We start from the raw sequence: 17,684 nt of genomic DNA, 5'->3' as shown, positions 1-17,684 counted from the left end.
CGCTAGAGCATGGAGCCGAGGTCTGCGCCGATGGATGGGTAGGTCGCGGTCATTGATTTCAGCTGCCGGGAGGTCAGTCCGAGCTTGATGGCGAGGCCGAAGATGTTGATCAGTTCGCCATAGCCGGGTCCGAGCAAGTGCGCGCCGAGAATCCGGTCGGTCGCTTTGTCGATGATGATTTTCGCGCTTGCTGTTGTCTCGCCCACGCGGTAGTTGGAGTACCAGCCGCTGGTGTCGTTGTGCCGCACGTCGATGTCGAGGCCGCTGTTACCGGCTTCATGTTCGAGGATGCCAACCCTGTTGAGCTCCGGGATTGTGAACACGGTGGTGGGCACAGCGGTGTAGTCCGGGGTCGTGGTGGTGCCTTTCAACATGTTGGACGCTGCCACCTTGCCCTCGAACACGGCGACGGGCGTCAAAGGTTTGCCGGGGGTGTCGGCGGCGTCGCCTGCCGCATACACCGCGGGATTCGTGGTGCATTGCAGATGCCCGGCGACGGTGACCCCTCGCGGCCCGGATGCGATGTTCGCGGCGTCGAGGTTCAGCCCATCAAGGTTCGCGACGCGGCCAGCGCCGTGCACCACCAGGTCCGCACCGATTGTGAAAGTCTTCCCACCCTGGTCCACCGTTACGTCCAGTCCGGTGGCGGTGCGGGTGACACGGGTGGTCGTGGTGGCGAGTTGCACCCGGATTCCGGTTTGCTCGGTTCGTTGAATGAGGAGTTCAACGAGGTCGGGGTCGAACTCGCGGAGGGGGCGGTCGCCGTGGTCGATGATCACGCAGTCCACCCCGGCGCGCGACGCGATGTGCGCGAACTCGAAGGAGATGAACCCGCCACCGATGAACACGATCCGCGGCGGTAAAGCGTCAAGGTTCAGGAAGTCGGTGCTGTCGATCAGGTGCTCGTGTCCGGGGAAGCTCAGGGGGCGCGGGCGCGCCCCGGTTGCGATCAGGAAATGCTTCGCACGGTGTTCTGTTCCGTCGATCTCGAGCTGGTTCGGTCCGGTGAACCGGGCGCTTCCGTGGAAGGTCATCACCCCATTGCCAGTGAGTTCGTCCTCCATGCCTTGCGGCACCGCATCGGTGAAGCCTCTCTTGTGGCGCATCAACGCCGCCCAATCGATCGACAGCCCGTTCTGGGCGATGCCCTTGTCCTGCATCAAGCGAGCGGCGTCAATGACTTCCGCGCCGCGGCGGAGGATCTTTTTCGGATCGCAGCCGCGCAGCGCGCAGGTGCCCCCGTAAGGGAGCGCGTCAACGATGCCCACCCGCCACCCCTGGGCTGCGCACTTATTCGCTGCCGTTGTGCCAGCCATCCCTGCGCCGATGACGAACAGGTCGTAGTCCTCGTTCACGTGGAATTCCTTTCTGCCGGCACTATGGCCGGACAACATCGTGGTCCTGCTCGCAGTTGTGCTGCTCAGCTCGCGCGGATCGCCGCCTGAAGTTGCTCGAGCGTTGGCGCACCGGCGAAGCCGTCGGGTGTGACGTAGATGCGGCAGGCGAGCCCAACAGGGGCCGACGGGTCCGGGAACACGTCTGTGCCGTTGACGAGGATGCTCGGTGATCCGCGGAAACCGATCGCCCCCGCGTCCTCGGGGGTCTCCACCAGTTGGTGGGTCACCGTCATATCGGGGTGCGTCTGGGCGATCGAGGCCAGCCGCTCCGCGGCAATGGTCCAGTTCGGGCATCCATCGAAGTACTGCAACGTGATCTCCTCCATAGCACTCACGATAAACCTTGCACTGTGGTGCAAGGTCAAGTGGTTCACTGGGACTATGCGAATTGGAGATCTTGCCCTTGTCGCCGGGGTGAACGCGCAAACCATCAGATTCTATGAACGCCGGGGACTCCTGCCTTCCGCAGCACGTGAAGCGAACGGTTACCGCCAGTACGACGAGGCCACTGTCTCTCGTCTACGGTTCATCCGGGCATCACAGGGTGCCGGGCTGTCGCTGACCGACATCGGCGGCATCATTTCGCTCCGTGACGCCGGCGCTGTGCCATGCGGGCATGTCGCGACACTCCTCGCCGGGAAGCTCGAAGATGTGCGTGACCGGCAACGAGAACTCGCTCGCCTCGAATCAGAGCTGCAGCACCTCATTGAGGTCAGCCAGAACCTCGACCCAGCCGACTGCTCAGCAGGGACTGTGTGTCAGATCATCCCGCAACCCCAGCCATAGGCGCCGGGCACGCCGGGACGGATTCGCATCCCTCGCCGTCGTACTCGGCAAGGTTCGCGTTATGCCCGGTCTTCCGCTGAGGCTGGGGTGGCGGTGCTTGCTGGGGTGGCGGTGCTTGCTGGGGTGGCGTTGTGCGACCTGTGCGCCCGTACGTCGCGTCTGCCCCCGGTCGTGCGGGGGCGGATGCTCCGTACGGGCGCAGACGCCTTCTATTTCTCGGTTGTTGCCGCGTAGCGGTCCTCGGTCCGGTCCTCCGTGTACCGCGGCGCCATCGTCTTCATCTGCTCCATCACGAGCCGGATCGCGTCGGGCTGCTTGTCCGGCGGATAGCCGTTCTTCACGAGCAGACGCTTGATCGACGCGCGCAGTATGGCCCGCACTTCGTCACGCGCGGTCCAGTCGGCGCGCACATCGCGCCGCCTGACATCGGCAAGGTCGCGGGCGATCTGGACCAGAATCCCTCCGCGAGGTTCTCTCTGACAAATCCGATCATCTTGCGCAGGTTTCGCAGACGAGGGCGAGGGCGGGGATCAGGTAGTTGACTATGTTGCCGCCGATAGCGCCGATAGCGCCGATGGTGCGCATGGAGGCTTTGCCGACGCTTTCGCAGTGTGGGCGCTTCACGTTGGAGCAACTCCACCAGTGTCGGCATCAGGTCAGACTGCCGCCGCCTCGTCGTGACCTCTAGCGAACGCTTCGCACGCGAATTAGGCTCTCGAACAAACTTGGAAGGGCCACGACACGACACTGCCCCTGCTACTAGGCGAGGGCGCCGTCCCCAACCTCATGATCACCGACGGCAGCATCCTCCCGACGCAGGGAAGCGCCAACCCGGCGCTGATCGTCATGGCCGTCGCGGCCAGGGCGGCCGACCGGCTCGCCGCCGGTGGCAACCTCGCGAATTGACCGAAACCACCAGCGAAAGGATCCGACATGGCAATGAATGTGAGCGAGTTCATCATCCAGCGCATCAAGGAGTGGGGTGTCAGCCGCGTCTTCGGGTTTCCCGGCGACGGGATCGGCGAAATGGACGGCATGCTCGGCAAGGCCGAGCGGGAGGGAAAAGGCGTTGAGTACATCCGCCCGACGCACGAGGAGATCTGCTCGCTGATGGCGACCGCCCACGCGAAGTTCACCGGAGAGGTCGGCGTGTGCATTGCCACCTCCGGCCCGGGTGCCTTCCACATGCTGAATGGTCTCTACGACGCGCAGATGGACAATCAGCCGGTCGTCGCGATCATCGGCCAGCAAGGGCTGGCCTCGTTGGGCACGTTCGTGCAGCAGGAAAACAATCTTGAGCGGGTCTTCGCCGATATGGCTTGTTACGTGCAGACGATCGTCTCGCCCGACCAGGCGCAAGCGGTCATCGACACAGCGTTCCGCACCGCACGACTGCGACTGCAGCCGGCCGTCGTCATTCTGCCCCACGACGTTCAGGCGATGAAATGGAGCGAGCCCGAGCCCGAGAACTGGGTCTCGCGCTCGAGCGCCGTCGCCCCGTCGACCGCGATCACACCGCCCCTGTCAGAGATCGTGAAGATGGCCGAGATCATCAACGCCGGGTCGAAGGTCAGCTTCATCGTCGGCCACGGTGCCAGAGGTGCCACCGACGAGGTCCTCGAGGCCGCCGACCTCGCCGGCGCCGGCATCATTACCGCCCTGCGCGGCAAGCAGGTCGTCCCCTCCGACATCCCCTGGCACACCCAACAGCTGGGACTGTTGGGGTCCAAGCCGAGCCTCGATCAGATGAAGGACTGCGACACCCTCGTCCTGCTCGGCTCCAACTACCCCTACGGCCAGTTCCTGCCCGCGACCGGGCAGGCCCGCGCCGTTCAGGTCGACCTCAAACCCGAGCAACTCGGCATCCGCTACCCGACCGAACTGAACCTCTGGGGCGACGTCAAAGCCGTGCTGCAGGCGCTCATCCCCCTGCTCGCGCGCGCAGAGGACCGCTCCTGGCAGGAGAAGATCGCCGCCGACATGGTCGACTGGGAGCGCGAGATGCACGATCAAGCGATGATCGGCTACGACGACGGCGTCAACCCGCGCCGTGTCTTCCATGAGCTGAACCAGCGCCTGCCCGAGAACGCGATCGTCACCTGCGACGCCGGCACCACGGCCGACTGGTACGGCCACCACATCCGGTTGCGTCGCGGCATGATGGGCGACCTCTCCGGTCGCCTCGCCACCATGCTCGCGGCGATGCCATACGCGACGGCGGCGAAGTTCGCCTTCCCCGACCGCACCGTCGTCTGCACCATCGGCGACGGTGCGTTCCAGATGCTCGGAATGAACGAGCTCATCACCGTCAAGAAGTACCTTGCGAAATGGTCCAACAAACAGCTGATCATCGCGATCATGCACAACGATGACCTCGCCCAAGTGTCATGGGAGATGCGCACCGAAGATGGCAACCCCCTGTGGCGCGGCTCGCAGGACGTCGAGACGATGGACTACGCCGGCTACGCAGAGCTCCTCGGTTTCAAGGGCATCAAGGTCACGAAGGACGACCAGGCCGCTGCGGCCTGGGACGAGGCCTTTGCGCACCCCGGCGTGACGGTGATCGACGCGTACGTGAGTCGGAACGTGCCCCCGCTGCCGCCCCACATCACGGCCGAGTATGCCATCAACACAGCGAAGGCGCTGCTCAAGGGCGACCCGATGGGATTGAACGTGATCAAGGACTCCGCCACAGCGATGGCCGTCGAGGGCATCGGCCGGGTGAAAAACGCACTCCACCGCCGCGACGACGAGAAATGACTGATGCCCCGTCGGCGATCCCAGGGTGGGGGGCGGCACCGGCGGCCGCACTACTCAGGCGCTGACCCCGCCATCCCGCCGACGCGAACCCAGATACGAGCCGACTACCGCGGCACCCAGGTCGTCGAGCTCGGGTGCCACGACGCTGCCGCCGACCCGCGTCGCCAGAGAGTCGACGAACCGGGCGAGCCCCGGGTCTTCGCCGAGGCGGAAGAAGGTCGTGTGTGCGCCGAGGCGCATCGAGTTGTCGAGCTCGCGCACGGCCAGGGCCACCGTCACCGGGTGTGGCGGGTAGCTGAAGAAGACGTCGCCGCCGGCCTCGAGGTGCGAGGTCGGCTCGCCGTCGGTGACGATGAGCAGTACCGGCTGGGCGGTCGGATGCCGGCGGAAGTGCCGATTCGCCAGCATCAGGGCGTGATGCAGGTTGGTGCCCTTCTCGTATTCCGCGTCGAGGCCGGTGAGGTGCTCGATCTCCATGACTTCCGCCACACGGCCGAAGGCGATGAGCTGAAGGTCGTCGCCGCGAAAACGACTCGTGATGAGCGTGTGGAGCGCGAGCGCGGTGCGTTTCATCGGCACCCACCGGCCGTCGATGGCCATCGAGAACGACGTGTCGACCAGCAGCGCCACGCACGCCCGTGTGCGGGCCTCGGTCTCCTGTACCTCGACGTCGCCGATCTCGAGCCGGATGCCCGCAGCGGTCCCGCTGCCCTCCCCCGCCGTACGGGCGATGGCGTTGGTGATCGTGCGGGTCACGTCCCACGGCTCGGTGTCGCCGAAGGCCCACTCGCGGGTGGCCCCCGAGAACTCCCCCGCGGCACCGGCGGTCGCCACATCACGGTTGCCCTGGCGCCCGGACATCCGGGCCGCGACATCGCGCAATAGCGCCTTACCGAGCTGGCGCATTGCTTTCGGCGTCAGCCTGAGCGCACCGTCGGAACCGCGCTTCATGGTGCCGGGATCGCGAAGCGCAGCGTCGAGCTGCTGGAGCGTGCGGGCGTCGGCCGCCGCCACGTCGCCGAGCTGCCGGGTCAGCTTGTCGAGGTCGAGGTCGTCCATGCTCGACCCGCTGTATGACTGCGTGAGCTGCTCGGACAACTCGTCGAGGTCGGCGAGATCCTGGAACACGCCCGTGCCGTCGCCCAGGCCGAGCCCCTCCCCACCCTCCATGCGCTCCGAGCCGCCCCAGTCCTCCCCCGGGCGCAACGCCTGGAGGTGACCGTCGAGCTGAGCGAGCGACTGCATGAGCTCGGGTGAGCCGAAGGCCTGCCCGGCCAGCGCGTCGAGCTCGTCGCGCTGCTCCTGGGTCATGGAGTTGCGCATCCGCGCGGCGGCGGCGGCGCGCTGGGCGAGCGCGTCGAGAAGCTCGTCGATGTTTGCGGGATTCTCCGGGAAGAAGTCGCCGTGCTTGTCCATGAACTCGTCGAACTGGTCGGGGGTGTCGTCGCCGCTCTCGTGCGCGGCGAGCAGGTCATTGAGATCGCGGAGCATCTCGTTGATCGCGGCCCGGTCGGTGTCGGTGGCGTTCTCGAGCGCTTTTTTCATTCCTGCGAATCGCTGGTCGAGCATCTCCCGGCCCAGCAGATCCTTGATCTTCTCGAAGTCGGCGCGGGCCTCGCCGCTGCGCCAGTCGTAGTCGCCCAGTTCGCTGACCGCCGCGGGAGTGGATGCCGGGAGGTTCTCGAGCTGCATCTCGGCCAGCATCCGGTCGCCGTCGTCCAGGTCGACATCACGGGCGAGCTGCGCGCGTTCGGCCGTGACCGCCTTCTGGAGCAGCTCCCTGACCTCCTCAAGGGTGCCGTCGAGGTTGTGCCGCCGGGTCAGCTCCCGCCTGCGCTCGGCCACCCTGCGGGCCAGGTCGTCGAGGCCGGCCCGGTCGGTGCCGCCGCGCCGCAGGAACTCGCGCATCGCCCGCTCGGGCGAGTAGCCCGCCATGACGTCCTCGCCGATGGCGTCGAGCGCCTCGGCCAGGTCGACGGGCGGGGCGAGCGGATCGGGCCCGCCCGCGTACCTGCCGTAGCGGGCGGCGCGGGTGAGTCGACGGTTGGCCCTACCCATAGGTCGTCTCGCCCCCGCCGCTCTCCTTGCTGATCCGACGCTGCAGGTAGAGTCCCTCGAGAGCCAACTCGATGGCACCTGCCCGCTGCCCGTCGCTCATCGCACCGACCCGGTCGCAGACCTCGTCATACAGCTCGGACTCGCCGAGCACCGGCAGCCCGTCGAGGAAGGCGCGAGCGGTGACCTGCTCGCCCGTCGTGACCAGGGCACCGGCCTCGATCGCCTCCACCAGCACGGAGAAGTCGACCCCGCGAAAGTGCGCCCTCACCGTCTCGGCCGTCGCGGTACGCAGCAGGTGGTCGAGAATTTCGTCCTCCCGCCCCTCCTCGGACGATTCGAACTCGATCTTGCCGCCGAGCACGTCGACGGCCGTCTCGAGATCGACCGGGCGGGCCACGGCATCCGTCTCACCCTGGCGGGTGGCGCGGTGTATGGCGGCCGCAGCGATGGTCTCGGCGCCGGCGATCGCGAAGCGGGCGCTGACTCCACTGCGCTGGTCGACCGCGCTCGAGCCGCGCAAGGCACGGGTGAAGCGGGCGAGGATCTCGACGAGGTAGTCGGGAACGTCGGCGACGAGGTCGGACTCCTGCCCGATGATGGCGATTTCGTCGACCAGCTCGGTCGGATAGTGGGTGCGGATCTCGGCGCCGAAGCGGTCTTTCAGAGGGGTGATTATGCGACCCCGGTTCGTGTAGTCCTCCGGGTTGGCGGTGGCCAGCACCAGCACGTCCAAAGGGAGTCGCAGTACGTAGCCGCGGATCTGGATGTCGCGCTCCTCCATCACGTTGAGCATCGCGACCTGAATGCGCTCGGCGAGGTCGGGCAGCTCGTTGATGGCCACGATCCCCCGGTGGCTGCGCGGAATGAGGCCGAAGTGAATCGTCTCGGGGTCGCCGAGGCTGCGGCCCTCGGCGACCTTCATCGGGTCGACGTCGCCGATCAGGTCGGCGACGCTTGTGTCGGGGGTGGCGAGCTTCTCGGAATAACGCTCGTCGCGTCCACGCCAGGCGACCGGCAGATCGTCGCCCAGCTCGGCGGCGCGGCGACGGCTCGTCACCGTGATGGGGTCGAACGGATGCTCGCCGAGCTCGGACCCCGCGATCACCGGAGACCACTCGTCGAGCAGACCGACCATCGTGCGCAACAGGCGGGTCTTGCCCTGTCCCCTCTCGCCCAGCAGCACGATGTCGTGACCGGCGATGAGTGCACGCTCGAGCTGTGGGATGACGGTGGAGTCGAGCCCGTGCAGGCCGGGCCACGGATCGCGGCCCTCGCGCAGGGCGGCCAGGAGATTGTCGCGAATCTCGACGCGGAGGGTCTTCTGCACATGGCCCGAGGCGCGGAGCTCGCCGACCGTTGCCGGGGTAGGTATCGTCACCCCAGCAAACCTACGCCGCGTCCCACCGGTCGAGGCAGTGAATCCGCCCCATGCCAGCTAGACAGTCACCTCGATGAGCTTGCCCGTGGCGACATCGAAGACGAATCCGCGCACGGAACCCTTCTGAGGAATGAACGGGCTCGCCATGATCCGGTTGATCGACTGCGTCACGTCGTCGAACGGATCGGGAAACGACTCGGCGGCCCACGGGGGGCGAATTCCGACCTCGTCCTGGATGCTCTGCTTGAACCCGTCATCGGTGAAAGTGAGCATGCCGCAGTCGGTGTGGTGGATGAGGATGATCTCCTCGGTTCCGAGCAGCCGCTGGCTGATCGCGAGCGAGCGGATACCGTCTTCCGTCACGACACCGCCAGCGTTGCGGATGACGTGCGACTCGCCCTCGTTCAACCCCAGTGCCCGGTAGACGTCGATCCGGGCATCCATGCAGGCCAGCACGGCGAGGTGTCGGCTCGGCGGCAATGGCAGCGGGCCAGAGAACTGGGCGGCGTACTGCTCGTTGTTGCGGAGTAGTTCATCGGTGATGGTCATCTGGAGGTCCTTACTGTCTAGAGGCGATGTATCCATCTTCACATCCACTGGTCCCGCGGGTCATTCGGGTGCAGCCTGATCGCCAGTCAAGGCCCTCACGATCGTCCGCGGGTCTCGACTACGGTCGACGCATGACTGATTCCATGTATACCGCGCGCCTCGTCCAGGGTGAGGATGACGGCGAGAACGCCGAAACCGTCGAACTCGAGTTCATCGAGGGGATGCCCCAGAAGAGCTTCGTTCGTGCGATGGGCGAGCCGGGGGTGGAGCAGGTCTGGGAACTCGTATCGGGGAGCGACGACTTCGAGTACCGGCGCGCGGGTGTGCCCGGCGCTGACTACTCCTAGCAGCTCCTCCGCGCACCCTAAATCGACACTCTCGCGACCATGAGGTGGCCGAGGCGGCCGCTGCGTCCACGCTGCCGGACCAGTCGACCTGGCCCGGCAGCGCGCTTCATCAGGTGAAGGTGAGCGAGTTGGTGACGGCAATCAGGGTGGCGACGACGCCGTTGATGACACCGCCGATGTACGGGTTGCCCGTCGCGCGATAGATCTTGCGCGTGATGACGACGCTCACAGCCAGGATGACGATGATCGGGAACAGCCAGATGCTGAAGATGCCCCCGAATCCCGGAATGAGTTCTCCCGTGACCGCGAAGGTCGTGTATTGCGCGACCACGAGCACGAGCGCTCCGAGCGAGATGAACAACGCCAGGATCGCCGTGTTGATCCACTCCTTGCCCGCGATCGAGAACCGGTTGAACGAGTTGACGGCGATCGAGCTGGCGATGTAGAAGAACACGAAGAACGGCAGGTAGATCAGTGCGATACCGAGCTTGTCGGGGGTGAACGCCTTGATCGCGAGAACCCAGAGTCGGAAGTCCGTCGTGAAGAAGTAGTCCATCAGGAACACGATCCCGAAGGCGGCGGCGACCACGACGACGCCGAGGGCGCTTCCGAGCAACGTCTTCTTCCAGCCGGGGAGAACTCCGGATGCACGCAGCCTCACGCCGTTCTTGCGCCCGAAAGCGAGGTAGAACACGGCCATGATCACAATCGCCGCGAGGCCATTGATTGCGGCCCAGAACGCGACGAAGGTGACGGCGCCCTGCGGGAAGACGGATGGCACCAGGTTGAACGCGAGCGCCCCCACGGCCGGGGTCTGGCTGAGCGCCACCCAGCTCCAGCCGGAGATGACCGCAGAGACGACGAGCCCGCCCCAGAACCAGGCAAGCCCCTTCCTGGTGGTCGGCTGGGCCACGCCCGGGCTCCCGACGGTGAGTGATGCGAACGCTCGAGTGGTCAGCAGCGCGCGCGTGAACGCGACCAGGAAGATGGCGAATCCGATCAGGCCGAGGGCGTTGAAGAACGCCTTGAACTGCCATACCTGAGATCCGGCATCGATCGGGCTGGGTGCGCCGAGCGCATTCTCAAAGAATTCGATGGTGTGTTCCGTCGTCTGGGCAGAGAACGGGCCCCACGGATGCGTCTGGGCCGGCGTGTAGATGACACGCGTCGCCTCGGTACCGTCGACCTGATCAGTGTAGAACTCGCCTGCAACGCGGTCCTCTCCGCGTGCAGCCGGGTCGGTGCCGAAGGCGAGGAACGACTGGGCGTTGTCGGTGGTGATGTAGTCGCGCGGCGCGGTCACCGCGACGCCGTCCGCGTTGTAGCTGCGGAAGAAGAACTCGTCGTACTGGTCGGCGACGATCCCGACATCCCGGGTTCCATACAGGTTGAAGAATTCGTTGTCGTTGTCGGCATCACGGTAGACGCCGTCATTGTCGACGAGGAGTACCGCCGAGATGAGCGGAGTCTCCGCCGCATCATCGATTGGCATTGAGAAGTTGGCGGCCCTGGCCCCGTTCGAGTGCCCGGTGACACCGATTTGGTCCGCGTCGACGTAGGGCAGGTCGGCGAGCAGCTCGACAGCGGCATACATGCCGGTGCCGTTGACTGACTCCGCGCCAGCCGTGAGACGGTCGGAGTTGCCGTGCCCGTACATGTCGATCGAGATGACGACGAAGCCGCGACGCGCAAGCTCGACGTAGTTCGCGTCCTGCATCTCGCGGTTGTTCCACCAGCCGTGGCTCACGACGATCGCCGGTGCGGGCTGGTCGGCGGTGGCGGAGTCCGGCGTGAACAGAAGCGCGCTCAGCTCTTGCCCCGTCGAGGTCTCCCAGCGCAGGTCCTTCACGTCGATCGACCCGGCAGCGGTCTGAACGACCGACGCACCGATCCCGGACACAAGACAAAGAATCAGGGAGAGCGCCAACCAGACGCCGTTCCTCTGGGCCGTGTTTCTCTTCATTGTTCCCATTCCTCCATTGGCGGGTTACCGGCCACACACGCAGCCCAGAATTGGAACTCTACTCAGGTCGCGACCTCGGCTTGAGCAATTCAGGTGCACATTCGTGCAGGTTCGCGTGCTCTCGACGCAACCTGCGCCAGTGCGGGGTGCACATCTGTGCGCACTACCGATGGCCCGCAGCCGATGGCCTGCTGTCGCGCTGGCTACTTCGTGATCGCCAACCCTGTCGACTCCGAGGCGGCCCCGACAGCGCCCGCGTTGGTCAGCGTGGTGAACCCGAGGCCCTCCATGCGGTCGATGGCGGCGGCGGAGCGATTGCCGGAGCGGCAGTAGACGACGTACTCGCCGTCGGTCGGCAACTCCGAGACCGTTTCATCGAACGATGACGACTGCACATCGATGTTCACTGCCCCGTCGAGGTGGCCGGAGGCGAACTCCTCGGGTGTGCGCACGTCGATGACCACCGTCTCGGCCGAGATCGAGATGGGTTCAGCGGCGGGAGCGCACGCGGCGACGCCGAAAGCGAGGGTGGCGGCGATCGCCACTGAGGCGAGGAGGCGGGAGGTGATCTTCATGGGTGAGTGTCTTTCGTTTCAGGCGTACTTGATGAACAGTTTTTCGAGCTCGCGGATGGTGGGGGTGCCCGTCGCCGTCCCGCCGGCATCCGCGGGCGTCAGGCATTCACGCATCGCGGACGAAATGACGGCGTGCTTTGCGCGGTTGACCGCACCCGAGACGGCGGAGAGCTGGGTGAGTGTGGCAGGACAGTCCGCGCCGGACTCCAGCGCGGCGATGACGCCGCCGAGCTGCCCGCGTGCCCGCTTCAGGCGGTTCGCGATCTTGCGCTGGGCCTCCGCTTCGTCCGTCGGGCGAGCGACGGGCCGAAGTGGCGCAATGCCATTCGCGGGCACCACGGCTCAGGCATTCGTGGCGGTGGCCGCCATCTTGCTGCTGATCTCGTCCATGTCGAGGCCCTTAACCCCGGTGATCACCTGCTCGAGCTGGGGCGTGCTGAGAGCGCCGGGCTGCGAGAAGACGAGAATCCGGTCGCGGAAGACCATGAGGGTGGGGATCGACGAGATACCCGCGGCACTGGCGAGCTGCTGCTCCGCCTCGGTGTCGACCTTTCCGAAGGTGACGTCGGGGTGGGCCTCGGATGCCGCCTGAAAGACGGGAGCGAACGCGCGGCAGGGCCGCACCACGCCGCCCAGAAGTCAACGATGAGGATGCCGTTGTCGTCGACGGCCTGGCTGAATGAGTTGGATGTCAGGTCGATGGTTGCCATCGGGGTTCCTTTCGGTCAAAGCGTCAGGCCGCCGCCTATTCGTGGTGGCTGGATCCAGTAAAGCATATACCCCTGGGGGTATGCTACTCTCGACCCAACCAGTTCGAAGGAGCCCTCATGTGCTACACAATCGCCTGTCCCGTCTGCGGAAAAACAACCTGGGACGGCTGCGGTCAGCACGTCGAGGAAGCGCTGCAGGGAATTCCGGATGCGCAGCTCTGCGCCGGCCACGAGAGCGCGACGGCGGCCTCCCCCGCGCTGTTCCCCAGCCGCTAAGCAGCGGCATGATTCCCGTGGCCACGGCTCGCCCCGTCCGGACGACCGTGATGGCCGCACGCCGCCTCGCCACGGAAGAGTGGTCGAGGCTGCTCGGTGACGTGTCAGCCTGCACACTCGCGAAGGACGGGCGCTCGCATCCGGCCGCGAAGTTCTACGAAGGCAGAGTGGCGGCGCTCGGCGAACTCGTGCGTCAGATCGCCGACGAGACCGATCTCGCGCAGGCCGTCGACGCGGCCGGCACGCTCAGTGCAGGCTGGGCGGACACGCGCCTGCCGGGCGGACCCGAGGCGAGGGACTGGGAGGCTTACCGTGCCGGGGGCATCCAGGCCATGACCGACATCGCGGCAGAGCTCACTCCGTCGGAGCAGTCCAACGAAACGCTCGAAACGACCCCGTGACAGTCACCGCGGAGGCGCCGATCATCGGCGAACGCGTCGACGGCATCGACATCCCCGTTGTCAACGAGCGAGCGGTCCGGGCGTCCGCCGGTCTTCTGTTTCTCGGCGGCATCGTCGCATTCATGGTCGCCGCCCTCACAGGCGACTTCCAACCGCTACGGATGTTCGGGGCCGCCTTCATGGTCGACATGATCCTGAGGCTCTTTGTCGGAACGAAATACACGCCGAGCCTGATCATCGGCACGCTGCTCGTATGGAGGCAACGGCCCGAGTGGGTCGGCGGGGCCCAGAAGAGGCTCGCCTGGTCGTTCGGCCTCGGCATGGCGTTCGTCTCGTGCGGCGTGATGGGCTTTCTGAATATCGCCAACGGCTTCACCCTCGCCCTTTGTGCGCTGTGTCTCGGGCTTCTCTTCATCGAGAGCGCATTCGGCATCTGCGTGGGCTGCGAGCTGCAGCGGATGTTCGCCAGGACGAAGCCCGAGCTGTGCGCGGGCGACACCTGCAGCTACGTGCCGCCGAAGCGGGGGGAACGCCACACTGTGTTGACGCCCATGGATCGGCGGCAATAGAGTTTGGCTCACCGCCTCCGTGCGCCGCGAACCGCGCTTCCTAGGGCCGGTTGCGGTTGGCGTAAGCCGCCTTTGCCTGGGCGATCATCGCCTGACCCTGCGGACTGCGCCAAGCCCGGCGCGCCATCGGCAGGATGATGGGGAGGTATCGAAGAAACCGCACGGTGGCCTTCCAGATCAAGGTGTGAATCGGGACCCCAATCATAACCCGGGCACATCTGCCCACCCCGAGGATCTGAACCGCACCTAGGCGTACAGGTCGGTGCGCACGCAGTCGAGGTAGGTGTTGATCTTGCGTGCCCGACGCACCTCCGCCTCGTCGATCTCCGCGATAAGCAGTTCTTCGCCATCGCCCGCCGCGTCGAGAAATGTTCCGTACGGGCTCGCGATGCAGCTGAGGCCGGTGAATCCGGGCGCTGTGTGGTTGGCGTAGGCGATGTAGACGCCGTTCTCGAGCGCCCGCACCGGCACCATCATGGTCGAAATGCGCTCGGCGTTGTAGCAGAGCCGGGGGGTGGCGCCGCCGACATCGCCCGTGGTGGGCACGGCGGTGGGGATGCAGAGCAGATCGGCGCCCCGCACCGCGGCGCTTCTGGCGTATTCGGGAAACTCGATGTCGTAGCAGAGGCCCAGCGCAAGGGTGAGGCCGCGGAAGGGCACCAGCTCGGGCAGCTCGTCGCCCGGGGCGAATGCGGCCTTCTCGTCGGGGCCGAACAGGTGTGCCTTGCGATAGCGGGTGAGCTCACTGCCCCGATCGTCGAAGAGCGACGCGCAAATGTGGAGGTCGGAACCTGCAGCCTCCACGCTCGAGCCGACGAGGGCGATGCCGTGCTGTCGGGCTATGCGGGCAAGCTCCGCTCGGATCGCCTCGCCGTCGGAGTGCTTCACGAGTGCGGGCGCGTACCCCGTGGCGAACAGCTCCGGGGTCACGAGCAGATCGGCTCCCTCGCGGGCCGCCCTCTGCGCGAACATCGCGATCTTCTCGAGATTCTCGGTCACGGCGTTGATTCCGGCGACAGCCTGGAGAACAGCCATCCTGAGCATTGCGTTCTCCTGTCTCGCCAGTCGCGGGCGTCGTGCACCGAATACTAATTGACACACCCGTAGCCGAGGGCCACTATTGACCCAAAACCGAACGCCATTCGATTGAACAAGGGAGTGCAGTCATGGATGCTGCGGACGCAGGAATCGGCACAGAGCTGGAGACCAGGCTCGGTGTGATCGACACCATCGAGCGCAACGACCCCTCGCGTCGCGCGCTCTCGGGGGCGGATCTCTCGCTCTTCGTCGGCGTCTCCGTCGTGATCGCGCTTGTCGGCATCCTGGTGCTGGCGCTGTGACCGCCCCGGGCGCCGGCGGCGCACGACCCGACCGAGCTCAGCTCGACACTGCGGCGCTGGGCTCGCTCCCGCTGCTGAAGAAAGAGCGCATCTGGAACGCGGCCGACTTCACCGGCGTCAACGTTGCGCTCGCGATCGCAACGTGGGCTTTTCTCGTCGGCGGGTTCACCGCGTTGCTGGTGGGATTCCAGCAGGGCATTGCGGCGATGGTCATCGGCAATGCGATCGGCCTGTGCTTCATGGTGCTCGCGAGCGTGGTCTCGAGTCAGCGCTACGGCATCGAGCAGTACACGCTGCTGCGGCCCGTCTTCGGCGTTGTAGGTGTGGGAGTGCTCGTGTTCACTGTCATTCTGATCACCGAGATGGGCTGGTCATCGCTGCTCGCGATCATGGTCGGCCGCGCCGTCACCCAGGTATCGAACTCGGCGTTCAGCACCGATTTCGGGCCCGAAAGCCTGCTCGTCACCTTCTTCGCGCTGCTCGCGATCGCCGTCTCCTGGTGGATCCTCTCCCGCGGTCCGGTCACGATCGGCCGCTTCAACAAGTTCATCGCGCCCGGCCTGCTCATCGTGACTCTTTTCCTGATGGTCTACCTCGTACTCAACACCTCGGTGGATACCCTCTTCACGGCGGCCCCACTCGCCCCCTTCGAGGACGACCAGCTCAACTTCATGCTCGCGGTCGAGTTCAACGCTGGGGTCGGTGTCTCGTGGTACCCCGTGATGGGCTCACTCGCCCGGCTGACGCGCTCGCCGCGGGCGGCCCTCTGGCCCGCCTACGGCGGTCTGCTCATCGCGACGCTCATTGCCCAGATCGTGGGAATGGCCGCCGCGCTGACCCTGGGCGACTCCGATCCGACCGTGTGGATGTTGCCCTTCGGCGGGCCCGTGCTCGGCGCGTTCATACTGCTCTTCATCGCCTTCGCCAATGTCACGAGCAGCTCGTCGATCGTCTACTCGACCGTGCTCGCGATTCGCCAGGCCAGCGGCAAACTGCTTTCACGAGTGAGATGGGGGTGGCTGTGTGCCGGCTTCTTCGTGCTGCCAGCGATTCTGGCCTTCTTCCCCGGGTTCATGTACGACAGGTTCATGACGTTCGTCACCTTGAGCGGCGCGTTCCTCTCGGCGATGTGCGGCGCGATCATCGTCGACTACTTCGTGCTTCGCCGCCAGCGAGTGTCGCTGCGCGACCTCTACCTGCCCGGCCGAGCGAGCGCCTACCACTTCAACGGAGGCGTGAACTGGGCGGGAATGGCCGCCGTCATCGCCGGCGCCGCGTTCTACCTTTGGATCTACAACCCGATCACGCTCGAGACGCATCCGCTCTTCTCGTACACGACCGCCTCGCTGCCCGCCGCGATCGTGGGAGGTGTCGTCTACTTCGTGCTGGCCACGTTGCTCTACAAGCGGCGCAGCATCGGCGACTTCGTCGCCGGTAGCGCAGCCGCAGGGGCATCACCGGCGCGGGTCGAGCAGCCGTGATGCGGCTCGCGCGCGCGGCGGTGCACGACGGCTCCTCGAGCGCGCTCGAGATCCAATCCGTCGAGGTCGCCGATCCCGGTCCAGGCGCCGTGCTCGTGCGGATGGGCGCCTCGGGGGTGTGCGGGTCGGACCGGCATGTGCTCGACGGCGACTGGACGCTGCCCTCCCCCACTGTCATGGGGCACGAGGGCGCCGGAACGGTCGAGGCGATCGGTGCGGGCGTCACCGACGTGGCGGTCGGGGATCACGTGATCCTCTCGTGGTTCTATCCGTGCCGCCGTTGCGTCGCCTGTCTGTCGGGCAAGGCCTACGTCTGCACCGGGAGCCGGTCGGAGGAGTGCGTGCTGCCCGACGGCAGCACCGCGCTGAGCCGCAGCGGCGAGCGCATCTTCCCGTACCTCGCGGTCGGGTCGATGTGCGAGTACGCGGTGGTGCCCGAGTCCGGCGCCATCCGTATTCCCAACGACGTTCCGTTCGACGTTGCCAGCCTGATCGGATGCTCGATCGCCACCGGCTTCGGCGCCGTGACGCACGACGCCGCCGTCGAAGCAGGATCCTCCGCGGTCGTCGTCGGCAGCGGCGGGGTCGGCCTGTCGATCATCATGGCGCTGAAGCTCGTCGGCGCGAACCCGATCATCGCCGTCGATCGCAGTGCGGAGAAGCTCGAGGCGGCCCGTCGTCTCGGGGCGACCCACACGGTCGAGGCCGGGCCCGACCTCGCCGACCGGGTGAGGGAACTCACCGGCAATGGTGCCGCCTACGCCTTCGAGGCGATCGGCCGCGTGGAGACGATCGAGTCGCTGCCCGGACTCATAGCCCCCGGTGGAAAGGCGATCATCGTCGGGCTCCCGCCGCAGGACACGCCTGTCGCCATCGATGCTCTCGCGCTCGCCGAAAGCGGCAAGTCCCTCATCGGATCCAACTATGGTTCAACCGTGCCGGGGCGGGACTTCCCCCGCATTGCCGAGCTCTACCTCGCGGGCAAGCTCCCGGTCGACGAGCTCATCTCGCATCGCATCCCGCTCGAGGAGGTGAATGAGGCCTTCGACGCGATGCGGCGCGGTGAGCGCGCCCGCAGCGTGATCGTCTTCTGA

The 17,684-nt window shown here is 66.2% G+C and carries 19 protein-coding genes and 2 pseudogenes; 10 read left to right on the top strand and 11 right to left on the bottom strand.

All coding sequences use genetic code 11. From position 1 onward, the window contains the following. Nucleotides 1–2: 2 nt before the first annotated feature. On the bottom strand, nt 3–1,355 hold the full coding sequence (locus BHD05_RS11140) for a dihydrolipoyl dehydrogenase family protein (RefSeq protein ID WP_161886491.1): 1,353 nt from the start codon (nt 1,353–1,355) through the stop codon (nt 3–5). Between the two features lie 65 nt (nt 1,356–1,420). Continuing rightward, complete coding sequence (locus tag BHD05_RS11135) at nt 1,421–1,723, bottom strand: thioredoxin family protein (protein ID WP_161886490.1); 303 nt, start codon at nt 1,721–1,723, stop codon at nt 1,421–1,423. A gap of 55 nt (nt 1,724–1,778) precedes the next feature. Here BHD05_RS11135 and BHD05_RS11130 point away from each other — a divergent pair, with 55 nt between their 5' ends. Continuing rightward, nucleotides 1,779–2,183 carry a heavy metal-responsive transcriptional regulator gene (locus tag BHD05_RS11130; RefSeq protein ID WP_161886489.1) on the top strand — a complete coding sequence of 135 codons (405 nt, stop codon included), beginning with the start codon at nt 1,779–1,781 and terminating at the stop codon, nt 2,181–2,183. 209 nt (nt 2,184–2,392) lie between these two features. On the opposite strand, the pseudogene BHD05_RS11125 reads toward BHD05_RS11130, so the two are convergent. Further along, nucleotides 2,393–2,644 (bottom strand): annotated as a pseudogene (locus BHD05_RS11125) (type I restriction enzyme endonuclease domain-containing protein); the annotation flags it as partial. A gap of 325 nt (nt 2,645–2,969) precedes the next feature. Here BHD05_RS11125 and BHD05_RS16030 point away from each other — a divergent pair. Both BHD05_RS16030 and BHD05_RS11115 read left to right on the top strand, forming a co-directional pair. Further along, nucleotides 2,970–3,089, top strand: coding sequence for a hypothetical protein (locus BHD05_RS16030; RefSeq protein WP_161886488.1), 120 nt, complete (start codon nt 2,970–2,972; stop codon nt 3,087–3,089). Nucleotides 3,090–3,116: 27 nt separating this feature from the next. Next, nucleotides 3,117–4,943 (top strand): thiamine pyrophosphate-requiring protein, encoded by a 1,827-nt coding sequence (locus BHD05_RS11115; protein ID WP_161886487.1) that lies wholly within the window; start codon nt 3,117–3,119, stop codon nt 4,941–4,943. Nucleotides 4,944–4,997: 54 nt separating this feature from the next. On the opposite strand, the gene BHD05_RS11110 is transcribed toward BHD05_RS11115, so the two are convergent. From BHD05_RS11110 to BHD05_RS11100, 3 genes are read right to left on the bottom strand one after another with little or no spacing between them, the layout of a single operon-like run. Further along, a complete protein-coding gene (locus BHD05_RS11110) occupies nt 4,998–7,001 on the bottom strand; it encodes a vWA domain-containing protein (protein ID WP_161886486.1) in 2,004 nt (667 codons plus the stop codon). Next, the gene (locus BHD05_RS11105; RefSeq protein WP_161886485.1) at nt 6,994–8,379 is read right to left on the bottom strand and encodes a MoxR family ATPase; all 1,386 of its coding nucleotides are present in this window, start codon (nt 8,377–8,379) and stop codon (nt 6,994–6,996) included. Before BHD05_RS11105 ends, BHD05_RS11110 begins: the two co-directional genes overlap by 8 nt. Before the next feature lie 57 nt (nt 8,380–8,436). Then, nucleotides 8,437–8,928, bottom strand: a complete 492-nt coding sequence (locus BHD05_RS11100; protein WP_161886484.1) for a beta-class carbonic anhydrase — start codon at nt 8,926–8,928, stop codon at nt 8,437–8,439. Nucleotides 8,929–9,059: 131 nt separating this feature from the next. On the opposite strand from BHD05_RS11100, the gene BHD05_RS11095 reads away from it, so the two are divergent. After that, entirely contained in the window at nt 9,060–9,275 is a 216-nt protein-coding gene (locus BHD05_RS11095; RefSeq protein WP_161886483.1) for a hypothetical protein, read from the top strand. A 109-nt stretch (nt 9,276–9,384) separates the two neighbouring features. On the opposite strand, the gene BHD05_RS11090 is transcribed toward BHD05_RS11095, so the two are convergent. From BHD05_RS11090 to BHD05_RS11075, 4 genes and pseudogenes are all read right to left on the bottom strand, one after another. After that, on the bottom strand, nt 9,385–11,238 hold the full coding sequence (locus BHD05_RS11090) for a dienelactone hydrolase family protein (RefSeq protein WP_236966509.1): 1,854 nt from the start codon (nt 11,236–11,238) through the stop codon (nt 9,385–9,387). Nucleotides 11,239–11,441: 203 nt separating this feature from the next. Continuing rightward, nucleotides 11,442–11,813, bottom strand: a complete 372-nt coding sequence (locus BHD05_RS11085; RefSeq protein WP_161886482.1) for a rhodanese-like domain-containing protein — start codon at nt 11,811–11,813, stop codon at nt 11,442–11,444. Between the two features lie 18 nt (nt 11,814–11,831). Beyond that, nucleotides 11,832–12,152: a metal-sensitive transcriptional regulator gene (locus BHD05_RS11080; protein ID WP_335920146.1), complete on the bottom strand. Its 321-nt coding sequence runs from the start codon at nt 12,150–12,152 to the stop codon at nt 11,832–11,834. 3 nt (nt 12,153–12,155) lie between these two features. Then, nucleotides 12,156–12,523, bottom strand: a pseudogene (locus BHD05_RS11075) (thioredoxin family protein). Between the two features lie 117 nt (nt 12,524–12,640). Between BHD05_RS11075 and BHD05_RS15760 the strand changes: the two are divergent. The 3 genes from BHD05_RS15760 to BHD05_RS11065 are packed head-to-tail and all read left to right on the top strand — an operon-like array spanning nt 12,641 to nt 13,769. Next, nucleotides 12,641–12,799 (top strand): hypothetical protein, encoded by a 159-nt coding sequence (locus tag BHD05_RS15760; RefSeq protein WP_202614201.1) that lies wholly within the window; start codon nt 12,641–12,643, stop codon nt 12,797–12,799. A gap of 8 nt (nt 12,800–12,807) precedes the next feature. Continuing rightward, a complete protein-coding gene (locus BHD05_RS11070; RefSeq protein ID WP_161886481.1) occupies nt 12,808–13,200 on the top strand; it encodes a hypothetical protein in 393 nt (130 codons plus the stop codon). Continuing rightward, on the top strand, nt 13,197–13,769 hold the full coding sequence (locus BHD05_RS11065) for a DUF4395 domain-containing protein (RefSeq protein ID WP_161886480.1): 573 nt from the start codon (nt 13,197–13,199) through the stop codon (nt 13,767–13,769). Before BHD05_RS11070 ends, BHD05_RS11065 begins: the two co-directional genes overlap by 4 nt. 246 nt (nt 13,770–14,015) lie before the next feature. On the opposite strand, the gene BHD05_RS11060 is transcribed toward BHD05_RS11065, so the two are convergent. Next, the gene (locus tag BHD05_RS11060) at nt 14,016–14,804 is read right to left on the bottom strand and encodes a nitrilase-related carbon-nitrogen hydrolase (RefSeq protein ID WP_236966508.1); all 789 of its coding nucleotides are present in this window, start codon (nt 14,802–14,804) and stop codon (nt 14,016–14,018) included. Between the two features lie 131 nt (nt 14,805–14,935). Between BHD05_RS11060 and BHD05_RS11055 the strand changes: the two genes are divergently transcribed. The 3 genes from BHD05_RS11055 to BHD05_RS11045 are packed head-to-tail and all read left to right on the top strand — an operon-like array spanning nt 14,936 to nt 17,684. Next, on the top strand, nt 14,936–15,109 hold the full coding sequence (locus tag BHD05_RS11055) for a hypothetical protein (RefSeq protein WP_161886478.1): 174 nt from the start codon (nt 14,936–14,938) through the stop codon (nt 15,107–15,109). Further along, complete coding sequence (locus BHD05_RS11050; RefSeq protein WP_161886477.1) at nt 15,106–16,590, top strand: purine-cytosine permease family protein; 1,485 nt, start codon at nt 15,106–15,108, stop codon at nt 16,588–16,590. The genes BHD05_RS11055 and BHD05_RS11050 overlap by 4 nt, the downstream gene beginning before the upstream one ends. Further along, the gene (locus BHD05_RS11045) at nt 16,590–17,684 is read left to right on the top strand and encodes a zinc-binding dehydrogenase (RefSeq protein ID WP_161886476.1); all 1,095 of its coding nucleotides are present in this window, start codon (nt 16,590–16,592) and stop codon (nt 17,682–17,684) included. Before BHD05_RS11050 ends, BHD05_RS11045 begins: the two co-directional genes overlap by 1 nt.

This window comes from Marisediminicola antarctica, from assembly GCF_009930795.1.
GTDB lineage: Bacteria > Actinomycetota > Actinomycetes > Actinomycetales > Microbacteriaceae > Marisediminicola > Marisediminicola antarctica.
Note: the sequence above shows the minus strand (reverse complement) of the source record. Positions and strands in the feature narration are given on the sequence as shown.